The following is a 12,142-nucleotide window of genomic DNA, read 5'->3' on the forward strand; positions in this document are numbered from 1 at the left end:
ATGCCAACGAATGTCAGTTATCCAGGTGTATATATCGAAGAAGATCAGTCACTGGCAATGAGCGTGCCAGCAGGCAAAACAGCGGTGCCTGTATTTGTAGGCGTATTCAGAACTCCGCAAGGGACGTGGGCGGATCCGAAACAATGCGTCCGAGTCAACACGTGGCTTGAGTTTAAACAGAACTTTGGCGATTCTGCTGTCCCGGCTGTTACAGTAACTCCACCGGGAAAAGTAGCAGTAAAGAAAAGCAGTAAATCGACATCTTTGGACGGAGGTGCTGAGCAGGAAAACGAGGGTTCAGATTACGCTGTTACAATTGATTATAAAGAGTATTTGGGATCTTTATCTGTTAGGCATCATTTCGATAATGGTGGTGGGGTCTGCTATATCTTGCCGTTGGATAAAATCGGAAAGGATGAAAAAGCGTTTGTTGTTCCTGCTATCGAAGCTTGCTCCGAAATTTCTTTGCTGTGTTATTGCGAGGTAACAGATAATAAGCAGGATCAAAGCATTTATAGTGAGTTAAACAAGCTCCTAAATAAGAAAAAAGGCTACTTTCTGCTGGTTGATAGTTACGATAGTGAGCCGCCCAGCGGATTGGTGAGCGAGCAAGTCGCTGTATATTATCCAAGCTTGAAAACGACCTACCAACGGCCACATGTTGATGACGCACTGATTACCATTACGGGCTATCCGGGCGTAAACAACCTGGTCGACCTCAAGGATAAGCAGGATACAGTCAGTCAAAACCTTTGTAAAAAGATTGGCGAAGCGCTAAAAGCGAAGTTAGAAGAATCACCAGTATATTTGCGTGCCAGTAGCGCGATCGCGGGCGTTTATTGCAAAACCGATCGAAACCGCGGCGTGTGGAAAGCGCCGGCCAATGTGGCGCTGACTAATGTCGCTGGATTGGTGCAGGTGGCAACAGCTGGTAATAAGCCCATTTTCACACCTGTTACTGTGACGGAGGCTGACCAGGGTAAACTCAATGAGAAAGGCATCAATGCCATCCGCGCCTTCAGTGACCAAGGCTTTGTAGTCTGGGGAGCGCGCACGCTTGCTGCCCAGGATCCCGAATGGCGCTATGTTCCAGTGCGTCGTTTGTTCAATTCGGTCGAACGCGATATCCAGCAGGCGATGCGCACGGTGATGTTCGAACCGAATAGCCCGCCCACTTGGGAAAAAGTGCGCGCAGCAATCGATAATTACTTGTACAGCCTATGGCGCTTGGGTGCATTAGTGGGGGCCAAGCCGGACGAAGCATATTTCGTGCAAATTGGCCAGAACATCACAATGACCAAGAGTGACATCGATGCGGGTACGCTGATTGTCAAAGTAGGAATGGCCGCAGCACGTCCCGCCGAATTTATTATTTTGCAGTTTTCACAAATCCTGGGAGGCGGCGCGTCATGAACGGTAATGCGTCACGCCGCTGTCATTCTGCGATTTGAGTGAGTGTCATGGATTCTCCTTTCCCACCCGGCGTGGTATTTTCCCAGGAGCCGGCCGTGCCAATGCCAACGGAGTTGCCTACGGCAGTGCCATTGTTTGTTGGGTATACCAAAAAGGAAAGCGAAGCGCCGACTGTGTATAACCTCGGTACTTTCGCAGACTATGAAGATCAGCTTGGCGGCGCTCCACCAGAAGATTGCGGTCTAGCACTTTATAACACCGTACGGCACTATTTCGATAATGGCGGCGGCCGATGTTATGTGCTGTCGGTCGGTTCGTATGCATCAGTTAAGCAGGCGACACAGGAAGCAATCGCACAGGCGTTGCAGCCTGATTTGGTAAGTGCATTAGCTCAGGCATCCGAGGCCGCCTTGCTGGCAATACCAGATATAGTACTGCTGGAATCAGGTGATGAAGATGTGCTTGTCGATCTGTGGACTGGGGTTTGGGAAAAGATGTTGTGCGTTCATCGACACCAGCGTGGTGTTTTTGCACTGCTCGATGCGCCGTCGGATCCCGATGTGGCTCGCCAATGTTTGGACCGCATCGCAGAGGCGGGGCTGGGCGAAGCGCTGGCGCACGGCGCAGCCTACTGGCCACAGTTGGTCACCAATTATGCAAAAGACGACGGCAGCTGGATTACCGTGCCTCCGTCAGGCGCGTTGGCAGCGGCTATTCAATGTACGGATCGTGGACGTGGGATCTGGAAAGCGCCCGCAAATGTGCTTTTGGCTCGCGTGATCCGCCCCGCACGACCTTACCAACAGGCTGGTGTGTTCGGCCAGGAACCGAACATTAATTTGATTCGTAGTTTTCCCGCGCGTGGTGTGCGTGTTTGGGGATGTCGCACATTAATACAGTCTCCTCCGTGGTGCTATGTGCAAGTGCGCCGGACGCTGTCCTACATTGAAGCGCATCTGAGCGAAATTGGTCGCTTTGCAGTGTTTGAGCCCAACAACGCAATCACCTGGTTCAAACTTAAGGCGTTGGCACGAGCATGGCTGCGCCAACTTTGGCAGGCTGGCGGCTTATTTGGCGCACAAGAAGATGAAGCTTTCCGGCTGTTGTTGGGGTTGGGCGAGAGCATGACCGAAGAAGATGTTCAAGCCGGCCGTTTGATCATGAAGGTTTTTCTTGCTGCTTATTATCCAGCCGAATTTATCGAGTTGCGCCTGCAGCTTCAAACTTCGGAGAGAATGATGACGCCTGACATGGCGCCTCCGCATAAGAGTGTGATGCGATGAGCGATATTTTTGAACCCGCGGTAGCGCACCGTTTTATCGCCTCTATCTTCTTTGACAAAGTGCCCAGCCCAGTGGATTTCCGTTTCCAGCGCATCTCTGGCCTGAGCCGGGAATTACAAATTAGCAGCCGGCATGAAGGGGGAGACAACATTGGTAACGTGCATTTGCCCGAGCGAGTTGTCCACGGCAATCTAATTCTGGAGCGAGGGGTGATGACATTGACGCCGCTGACCTGGACGTTCAATGATGTGCTGAGTGAATTTAAGAGCCGCTACGCCAATGTGGTCGTGTTGCTTATGAATCACGTCGATGTTCCAGTATGCAGTTGGACCTTTACGCAGGCGTTGCCAGTACGCTGGCAGACAGGCGACTTGGATGCAACCAGTAACACTGTGTTGATCAATACACTGGAGTTAGCTTACCGTGAGATGCACTGGTTAGGAGCTAAAGCATGACGCTCGAAATTCGGGAGCTGGTTATCGAAGCACGGATAGTCGATGCTGCGCCAGCAGTAGCGATGCAGAATGCTGAAACACGGCTCACGCTGCAGCAAGAAGAGCGGCTCATCGAGGAGGTGGTGCGCCGTGTACTGACGCAACTTCGGGAAGAGTTGCGGGAAAATGGAGAGCGACATCTATGAAAGCCTTCGAGCGCAGCCTGGCCAAACTCACGATCCGTGCTTATTTAGACCGTGACCTCAAGCGTGAAATCGGTCAAATCCAAGCTATGTATAATCCCGAGGCGCTCGAATTGAATTATGAGGCTGATTATCAAGAAAACCAGGCGTTAAATGACTCGTCGCAGGTTAACTATTTTACCGGGCTGCGACCAGGCCGGCTAAGCCTGCAGCTGCTTTTCGACAGCCAACTACCAGGCAATATCCAGCCGGTCGACACTCAATTAACCGCATTGCGGGCGCTGTGCGGCATTGTCGACGGACGTAGCCAGGAGACACGCTTTTTGCAAGTCAAATGGGGTAAGCTCAGTTGGCACGGTGATGGCTATTTTGCTGGGCGGATGGCCAGTATGTCCGTGTATTACACGTTGTTCGACCGAGATGGCGCTCCGCTGCGGGCCATTGTGACGCTGGTGTTGAAAGAAGACCGTAGCATTGTTCTGCAGCAGTCCGCGCAAGGCCGTTTAACACCGCCTCCATCAGCCGTACAGGTGCAGGGGCAAGACACGCTGCCACTCATTGCTAGCGGTGCATTGAGTGCGCAGTCGAGCACGGTGGATTATTTGGATTTGGCGTATACGAATGATCTGGACAATCTAGGTGCAATCGCGCCGGGACAAACGTTGGTCTGGCCAATAAGTGGTGGAGAGGTGTCATGAGCAGCGGGTCAGCCACGGATCTGACGACACTGTTTCAGGGCCAGCCACTTAAGTTTTTCAAACCCGTGCGGATCGAGACACGTTATACGGTTCAGCATATCCCATCAGCATATTTAGTGTTGGAGCCGACGGGCGATGCGCATAGTGATCTCTGGAAGCATAGTTCGGAAGATGCGGCACGCTGCCAGCCGGGTACGGAGGTGCATGTCCAATGCAAGCAGACAACGCTGTTTTCTGGCGTTGTCGTGCAGCAGACGTGGCGTTGGCACGACCGGCAACTCGTGCTACGGCTGAAGCACCCGCTGCATCGGCTGGTGAGCACCTATCGCAGCCAGCTATTCGAAAACCAGAGCGACGCCGATATCCTGCGACACTTGCTGCAAGCACAGCGCATCCCGGTTGGCACAATCGATGGCATGACCGTTAAGCATCCGCAACTGGTTCAATGGGCGTGCTCTGATTGGCAATGGCTGCGTAGCCGGTTAAGCGCCTACGGCGTATGGCTGCTGCCCAAGCCTGAGCAACTCGAGTGCCGTTTCCCGAAATTGGCGGCCCGCGCCGATCATACGCTTATGGCCAGCCGATCGTCGGATACGCAGGCGGCAGTTATTGATGCCGAATGGCAATTTAGCGGCGAGACCCAACCGTCATCGCTGACAGTGAATTATTGGGATGTTGCACAACAAGCGATGTCGCGTACAGTGCGGGCCAACGCTTCAAGTCTGGGCCAAGGAGGCTTGGATCCTACCAAGGTTGCGGCCTTGAGTTCACTGTCTTGGCAATTAAGCCATGCGGTGCCATTGACGCCAGCTGAAGCACAGGCACAAGCCGATGCACGGTTGCTCGCGCAACATGCCGCCGCTGTGCAGGCGCGTTTGACAGTGCTGGATTCGGCCGAATCGCTCCGGTACGAGTTGGGACAGACGTTAGCGCTCGAAGGTTTTGGAAAGCACTTCGAAGGTAAAGGCATCATTAGCGAAGTGCGGCACCATTGGCAACGGGGTGCATTGCGGACCACTGTGGCGATCGGCCAGGATGCATTGCGCGCGGTCGATGCCGGCTTGTTGCCACGTGCTCCTGGACTGACGATTGGCGTGGTACAGAAATATCAAGCTGATCCGAGCAATCTTAACCGGCTGCGCGTCAGTGTTCCCGTGCTGGGCACTCAACCGCTCTGGGCACGGCTGGGTGCGCCATATGCGAGCAACGGTAGCGGGCTGTGCTTGTATCCTGAACCGGGCGACGAAGTCGTGCTGGCGTTTCTGGATGAAGATCCACGCTATCCGGTGATACTGGGCGCAATGCATAATCCCAAAAACAAAGCGCCATTTCCTCCTAGTGAAGAAAACGCAAAAAAAGCCCTAATCTTCGTGCGAGGTGAAAAGCAACAGGGCTTGGTGTTTGATACACAAGAAACTTCTGCTGTGCTCGAGAGCGACAAAGATCGGTTGACTTTGCATAAGGGTGGGCAGATCGACAGCGAGCAGAATATCGCGATTAACGGACAAAAAGTCGCTATCCAGGCAAAGCAGCAATTTACGGCGGAAGGCACGATGGGTGTCACGCTTAAAGGTGCCAAAGTAGACTTGACTAATTAAAGCATGCGTGGTTAGAGCGATGAGTGATAGAAGCAAAGACCTATATGGTCGTGGTTGGTGTTTTCCAATCACCTTTACCAAACAAGGGGTAAAAATGGTGACCGACCAGCAAGACATCGAGCAAAGCTTGCAAATCCTCTTTAGCACGCAGCCCGGTGAACGCATTATGCGGCCCCACTACGGATGTGATTTACAGTCGGCTGTTTTCGAAAACATCAGTGAAGTATTGCTCGCGGAGTTGCGCACGCGGATCATTGACAGTGTATTACAGCATGAGCCGCGAGTGATCGTCGAGGACGTAACGTTTACACAGGGTCCGGAACATCCAAATCACCTGCATGTTCAGGTCGCTTACCGTATTCGTGGTGCAGACAGCGTGCATAGGCTCAATGGTCAGTTAGATATCGGTAACGGTCGTGCAGGAGGATTCGTGTGAGCGGCATCATTGTGGTGGATGGCGATACTTTGCTGTTTGAACCGATGTTTGGCAATCGGCAAGTGGTTGTCGCTGCCCCGGTCATGATTCGGGGCAGCGGTCATGCAACGGTTAGCGGCCGTCCGGTTTGTGTGCTGGGTGATGAGAAAAAAGTCCAAGCACAGGCGCAATATTTGATACCTGGATATAGTCCCGGCCAAGGACTGGTGAGCATTCTGCAACTGTTGCCTAATCAGCAAGCTCCGCGCTGCAGCAGTGGTGCGCCTATTTTGCTTAAAGGTCAGCAGTTTATCGCCCGTTTTACACCAACGCAGCCGGCGATTATGACTAATCCGCCTAACACCCCTGATGTGCCAACGCCAACAATGGGTAAAGGACGCTTTATGACGACCCAAGTGTTTGCGCGAGCGGGTTAGACCGGCATATCTGGATCTTGGGCAACTTGGATTTAACTTGACCTTATGGCATTGCAGCAAGACACACCGTTTGTACTCGATGATCGCACGATCGCCCGGCATTTGCGTGACTGGCATAAGCAGTGCGAAAAAATACAGTTTGAGACGCCGCAGGATCCGTCAGCCACGCATTCCTGGGCAGACGTGCTGTTTCCAGACGGCGTCGAGAGTCTGATTCAGTTGGTCGAGGACCCAACGCAAAGTGATGGTCAATTACCGCCTCATCAGGCGTTGCTGTTAGCGTTTTTGCAACTGCTGCAAACACCGCGGGCGTTATTAAACGCGCTGCCTGCACAACACCGGCAGTTTTATTATCGCCAGGTCTTAGGACTGCGCGAGCGTGCAGGCGTTGCCGACCGGGTAGTGCTTTCGTTCCAGCTCAATGACGATAGACCTGAAAAGATGTTGCCAGCTGGACTCTTGGTCGACGCCGGGCAAGACAGTGACGGCACGCCTCGGCGCTATCAGCTAGACCAAAATTTGTTGGCCAACCAGAGCCGGTGGACCGACTTGCGTTGGTGTCAGCCGACGCCGGGCGGTGGGGCTGGCATTTATCGTATTGTGTATAGCGCCCAGCAGCCCTGGCCGACCGCAGGCATTCGGCTGTTTGAGCAAGATGATGTGCGCGATCAGCCCATCGTCACGGGCCGGGTGCTCAGTACTCCCGCGCTGGCGCTATCGGGTGGCACACGCACACTGACGCTCAAGTTGGGTGGAAAAGTGGATAACGTAACGCAGTTACAAGCGTATGCCAGCAGCAATGGGAAATGGATTCCATTGCCTAATACGACTGCTACTGGACAAACGGATCCTCAATTTACATTGGGTGTCGATGCGCCAGCGATCAGTGCATCGCCAGGGCTGGACGGTTTTACCAATACCGCGCCACTGCTCAAGCTCATTGATCCTAGTGGCCAAGCGGTGCCCGAAATTAAGCAGCTAAGCATCCAGGTCGAGCAATTACCCGACGCACGATTGAGCACCGACGACGGGGTTGCCAAGTTGACCGAGCGTGTCTACCCTTTTGGTATGGAACCGTTGATTGGCAGCGGCGTGTATTTGACTGCTGCTGATTTCTATAAGCCAAAATGCGAGATCAAGCTGACTCTTATGCCGGAGTGGTTGGACTTGCCTGCGGTGTCTTTTTCAAAATGGTATGAAAATTATAAGGATGTAAACAATGTAAAAGATAATGATGCGTTCAAACTTAAAGCGACGGTTGGCTCAACAACAAGCTCATGGAGCGAGATCCATCCAATTTTTTCTAGTATTGAGACGACAGGTGAGCCAACATCGCAATCGTTGCAGTTTACGTTCTCGAGCTTCAATGCTACGCCGTCTACCAGCCTTGATCCTCGAGAATGGCCACAATATCTGCGTCTGGAATTGGCGGGACAGGACTTTTTGCATAAAGAATATTGGCAATATTTAACCGCGCCTGCAGAGGAAGATAGTAAAAAGGTGCTCAATCCACCGTACACACCTCAATTCAAAAATTTGAGTGTAGGCTATCAGTGCGACTATACGCTGTCACCTGAAATCGATAAGCAGTACGTGCTGACGCCATTTGGTTATGCAGATGCCGAGGGCGCTGTTGAACAATGTCAACTTTATCTCGGCTTTGAACATCTTTTACCTGGCCAAGATCTCGCTTTGCACTGGCAGCTTAGCAGTGCGCAGCGGCATACAATTGCTTGGGAATATTTGTGTGACAGCAATCAGTGGAAAAGCTTAGATGCTCAGGTGCGGGATGATACCAATGGCTTGTTCCACGCTGGCTTATGGTCGGCCACGCTCCCCGACGACGCGAGCACTCATGCCCCCGCGATGCCCCCAGGGCGTTGTTGGATTCGGAGTTCATTTGCGCATGAGGCTGAATTCAGTGAGGTTGCTTCGAAGAGTGAAGATGTATCGAATTTTCCGTGGATTAACGGTCTCCATACCAATAGTGTAACGGCAACGCGTGTGAGCGGAGGCGACCTGGAGCTTGCATTGCCTGCGGGCACAATTACTCGCACTGTCGAGTCCTGCGATGGGGTTCAAACGATCGTGCAACCGTGGCCGTCCGAAGGCGGGCGAGGCCCGGAAAATGAAACCGAGTTTTTAGCCCGGATAGCGCGACGGCTTAACCACAGGAATCGCGCGTTGACCTGGCGCGATATTATCGCACTGCTGCACGATCGTTACCCGGAAGTGTATGACGCACGGATCACTCAGCCCCAAAAGTCTAGCAATTCGGCTGAGCCGCCGATACAGCAATTGGTCATCATTCCAGCGCCAGGACAACGCGATAATACTGATGCGCTGCGACCGATGTTTAACCCCGCGCGGCTACAGGCGATGCAGCAGTATCTGCTCAGCCGTGCTTCGCCGTGGCTGGCACGCTCGCTCTCGCTACGCAATCCGACATATAAAAAGATTCCGCTGGAATATGAGTTGACTTTTAACGACAACCTCAATCCGTATTACGGCTATCGGCAGGTCAAACTCGCTTTAACAGCCCACTATATGCCTTGGGCCGACGATGCAAATCATCGCACGGTAACGCTTGGCGAATCCCTCGACTACTATGCGCTGCTCGCTTTTATTCAGCAACTGGCATGGGTTAAAAGTGTCAATGAGCTGAAGCTTGATGGCGAAGAGAAGGCGATAACCGCACAGGCGCTGGAAGTGTTGATTCTTGATATTCCCGATTATTCTAAGACGCGCTAAAGATGGATAACTTGATTTTAGACAACTTGAATCGGGTGCCTGCCGCAGTGCGGCGTCAGATTCACTTTGATACCCTTTGGGAAACGGCGAGCCAGGTGTTGGCTACGTATGCCAGCAAATCCTGGAGTGACAAGGCTGAACATGATCCCGGTATCACGTTATTGCAAGCGTTGACCTATGGCGTGTCCGATCTGGCTTACCGGCATACCCATCCATTGGTAGACTTACTCACGCCGGCCACGTCCGGATCGCAAGCACGGCAGGCGCAAGGAGTTTTTCCAGAATCATTTGGACCGCAGTGGGCACTAACCTGTACGCCGATTACCGCGGAAGATTATCGGCGTGCCTTGCTGGATCTGCACAGCGATAAAGAAAGTGATCCTTTCTACTTTAGAAATATTCAGTTGGTGTGTGAATCCGACGAACAATATTACACTTATTGGTATAACGTTAAAACGCGTCAATTCCAGTTTAGTAACAAAGATGCAGCACAGAAGCTTCATTTATTAGGTGGTTATCAACTCTTTGTCGAACCTAATCGAAATGCTAATTTAGGGCAGGCTCAAGAGGCGCTAGATAAGTTTTTATTTGAGAATCGAAATATTTGCGAGCAGGTGCGAACCATCACTTGGCTGAAGCCGCAGCCTGTTAACGTACACTTGGAAGTGGATCTGGACGACGACTGCCAAGACTATGAGCGCGTGATGGCCGATCTTTACGCACTCGTCGATGATTGGATCAGTCCGAAGCCGGCACGCTCGGCGTCCGATGCGCTGATAGCGCAAGGGTGGTCTACCGACGATATTTACGACGGCCCCTATCTAAATCATGGCTGGATTACTGCGTTGCCGCCAGCAGTGGATTATCGTAACAAGCAAACCGTAGACATCAGCGGGCTGGCCTGTCACTTATTGAACGTGCGTGGTATTACGCGGATCCGCACATTGCATTGCGGACAGAACACTGGCTGGACTCAAGATATACCAGCACAGCACTACCCCGTGGCTTGGGGTGATCAGCCAATTGAGATATTGGCAGGGAAGGACTCACCAGTCAAACTGTTTAAGCGTGGGCAACACTTGTTGCCTGAAGTTCAAAGCATCCGTCGTTATGTTAAAACTTCTGAACCGCTCGGTAATGTATTACCTACGCTGCCTATGGGGCGTGATCGCAATGTGGGACAGGCGTTATCCATAAGTGCGCTGCTGCCAGCTTGTTATGGATTGCAAGATGCATCAGACGACGCAAAGCTCACGACTGATAAAAAGCTGCAACGCCAGAATTTACGTCAATTCTTGCAGCTATTTGAGGATTGCCTGACGACGGAGCGCCAGCAATTGGCTATGCTTCCTCAGCGCCTGGCCTTTAATCGGGACCGCCAGAAAGTCGAAGAACAGGAGCAGGATTATAAGAAAGAACTGGAAACTATCGATGCATTGCTGCGTTATTTTGGAGGCCAAGTTGCGCCCGCTGTGCTGTCACGCAAAGAACTTTATGATCCAGATTTCCTTAAAACGCAGCAAAATTATCTCTCCCAGTTTTGCGATTTGACTTATCACCGCGCCAAAGTTCGGATTGGTAAGACCTTTCCTCTGCTCAAACGCATTGCGGCTCGGCTCGGTATCGAGGCGAACGATAATACAACCGACTCTCAGTCGGATAAATCGGGTATTTACTTGATTGAATATCGAGCGTTGTTGCCGCAAGCGCCCAATACAGATTTTGTGAACCAGATACCGACTGATGTTGATGTTAGCGACAGTGGTAAATTAAAGTTGTTTTTTAATAGTATCAAGGCCGAATGGTTGCCTCAAGCGGGGCAGCTGATTCAATTGAAAGGCGAGCAAGTTAAGATTAATTGGGCCTTGGTAATTCAGGCGGACAAAATTAACAAGTTCGTTGAGCTGGATACTAAGCAAAATGTTCATTTGCAACGCAATACTGAGCGTATTAAAAAAAATTTATCGAGCGTGCAGTGTAGCTACTGTGATGTGTGGTTGCACGATATGGATTTTCGGTTAGTGTATGCGAATGATCAGAATGGTCTTGACAACAATGGGCGACAAAAACGCATTCAAATCAGCCTCAGCCCAACTGTGTTGAAAATTGGCAACGACATTATTGTTGAGCCAGCCCAAACTACTGCATCACGGAGAAAAGAATCTGACGCCTCCATCAGTGATGTCCCATTGCATGCTACAATCCGTTCCATTGATGTGGCCAAAGGTTGCTTTGTGGCTGAGCTCAAGGACTCGCAGTCCACTTGGCCAGATACGTCCAGTTCGCATCGCTGGTACATTCAAAAGAATACGACTGGGGATCAGTTCTCATTTGGAGTGGGCATCGTTCTTAATCGGGACCAGTTACTCAACGTCGCTCGGCCAGGTGATGTAATCGCCTGGGTCGAGCAGATCGTGCGTGAAGAAATTCCGTGTCACATCGCTACGCATATCCACTGGCTCGACAAAAACGAGTTTCAGCAGTTCAGCCAAAACTATCAAGCTTGGCAAAACAACGGTGTTCCGTTGGGCCAAAAATCCTACACGTTGTTACGGCAACTTGCATTAGGCCGGCTGCCTGATGAGCCGGAGGGGATCGGCACGATGCACGTTATCACTCGTGAGGAGTTGGCCGACGCGACATTGGTCGATCCAACGACGCATGAATGGACAACGGAGGAGAATGTTAAGCAGGCTGAAGTGCTTTACATTCCTAAGCCAAAGGATGCCTTGGATAGTGGAAAAGATTGATTGCTTCGGCAGGGACTTTTTTGGGCTATAGCGTTGCTATAAGCGGTGATGGCCAAACGCTGCTTGTGGGATCGTATAACTTCTACCTTGAGACCACGGCCTATGTTTATGAGCCGTCTGTTTAGCGTATTACGACGGCAGTGTGGCGTGATGAGGTGGT

Annotated in this window: 10 protein-coding genes; all 10 read left to right on the forward strand. The window is 51.8% G+C overall.

Going from position 1 to position 12,142, the window contains the following annotated elements:
• From KPG66_RS12630 to KPG66_RS12675, 10 genes are read left to right on the forward strand one after another with little or no spacing between them, the layout of a single operon-like run.
• Complete coding sequence (locus tag KPG66_RS12630) at positions 1 to 1,413, forward strand: phage tail sheath family protein (protein WP_237071063.1); 1,413 nt, start codon at positions 1 to 3, stop codon at positions 1,411 to 1,413.
• Positions 1,414 to 1,460: 47 nt separating this feature from the next.
• On the forward strand, positions 1,461 to 2,696 hold the full coding sequence (locus tag KPG66_RS12635) for a phage tail sheath family protein (protein ID WP_237071064.1): 1,236 nt from the start codon (positions 1,461 to 1,463) through the stop codon (positions 2,694 to 2,696).
• Entirely contained in the window at positions 2,693 to 3,151 is a 459-nt protein-coding gene (locus KPG66_RS12640) for a phage tail protein (RefSeq protein WP_237071065.1), read from the forward strand. Before KPG66_RS12635 ends, KPG66_RS12640 begins: the two co-directional genes overlap by 4 nt.
• Positions 3,148 to 3,336, forward strand: coding sequence for a DUF5908 family protein (locus tag KPG66_RS12645; protein WP_237071066.1), 189 nt, complete (start codon positions 3,148 to 3,150; stop codon positions 3,334 to 3,336). The genes KPG66_RS12640 and KPG66_RS12645 overlap by 4 nt, the downstream gene beginning before the upstream one ends.
• Complete coding sequence (locus tag KPG66_RS12650) at positions 3,333 to 4,031, forward strand: CIS tube protein (protein WP_237071067.1); 699 nt, start codon at positions 3,333 to 3,335, stop codon at positions 4,029 to 4,031. Before KPG66_RS12645 ends, KPG66_RS12650 begins: the two co-directional genes overlap by 4 nt.
• Positions 4,028 to 5,629 (forward strand): phage baseplate assembly protein V, encoded by a 1,602-nt coding sequence (locus KPG66_RS12655; RefSeq protein ID WP_237071068.1) that lies wholly within the window; start codon positions 4,028 to 4,030, stop codon positions 5,627 to 5,629. The genes KPG66_RS12650 and KPG66_RS12655 overlap by 4 nt, the downstream gene beginning before the upstream one ends.
• Before the next feature lie 19 nt (positions 5,630 to 5,648).
• Complete coding sequence (locus tag KPG66_RS12660; RefSeq protein WP_237071069.1) at positions 5,649 to 6,065, forward strand: GPW/gp25 family protein; 417 nt, start codon at positions 5,649 to 5,651, stop codon at positions 6,063 to 6,065.
• Entirely contained in the window at positions 6,062 to 6,481 is a 420-nt protein-coding gene (locus KPG66_RS12665) for a hypothetical protein (protein ID WP_237071070.1), read from the forward strand. Before KPG66_RS12660 ends, KPG66_RS12665 begins: the two co-directional genes overlap by 4 nt.
• Positions 6,482 to 6,526: 45 nt before the next feature.
• A complete protein-coding gene (locus tag KPG66_RS12670) occupies positions 6,527 to 9,232 on the forward strand; it encodes a hypothetical protein (RefSeq protein WP_237071071.1) in 2,706 nt (901 codons plus the stop codon).
• A gap of 2 nt (positions 9,233 to 9,234) precedes the next feature.
• On the forward strand, positions 9,235 to 11,982 hold the full coding sequence (locus tag KPG66_RS12675) for a hypothetical protein (protein ID WP_237071072.1): 2,748 nt from the start codon (positions 9,235 to 9,237) through the stop codon (positions 11,980 to 11,982).
• Positions 11,983 to 12,142 lie beyond the last annotated feature (160 nt).

It is taken from the genome of Mycetohabitans sp. B2, assembly GCF_021733735.1.
GTDB classification, from domain to species: Bacteria; Pseudomonadota; Gammaproteobacteria; order Burkholderiales; family Burkholderiaceae; genus Mycetohabitans; species Mycetohabitans rhizoxinica.

Bases quoted from the DNA above. Each gene is read 5' to 3' on its own strand.
- KPG66_RS12635 (WP_237071064.1), top strand. From the start codon at position 1,461: ATGGATTCTCCTTTCCCACCCGGCGTGGTATTTTCCCAGGAGCCGGCC.
- KPG66_RS12645 (WP_237071066.1), top strand. From the start codon at position 3,148: ATGACGCTCGAAATTCGGGAGCTGGTTATCGAAGCACGGATAGTCGAT.
- KPG66_RS12650 (WP_237071067.1), top strand. From the start codon at position 3,333: ATGAAAGCCTTCGAGCGCAGCCTGGCCAAACTCACGATCCGTGCTTAT.
- KPG66_RS12670 (WP_237071071.1), top strand. From the start codon at position 6,527: ATGGCATTGCAGCAAGACACACCGTTTGTACTCGATGATCGCACGATC.
- KPG66_RS12655 (WP_237071068.1), top strand. From the start codon at position 4,028: ATGAGCAGCGGGTCAGCCACGGATCTGACGACACTGTTTCAGGGCCAG.
- KPG66_RS12675 (WP_237071072.1), top strand. From the start codon at position 9,235: ATGGATAACTTGATTTTAGACAACTTGAATCGGGTGCCTGCCGCAGTG.
- KPG66_RS12630 (WP_237071063.1), top strand. From the start codon at position 1: ATGCCAACGAATGTCAGTTATCCAGGTGTATATATCGAAGAAGATCAG.
- KPG66_RS12640 (WP_237071065.1), top strand. From the start codon at position 2,693: ATGAGCGATATTTTTGAACCCGCGGTAGCGCACCGTTTTATCGCCTCT.
- KPG66_RS12660 (WP_237071069.1), top strand. From the start codon at position 5,649: ATGAGTGATAGAAGCAAAGACCTATATGGTCGTGGTTGGTGTTTTCCA.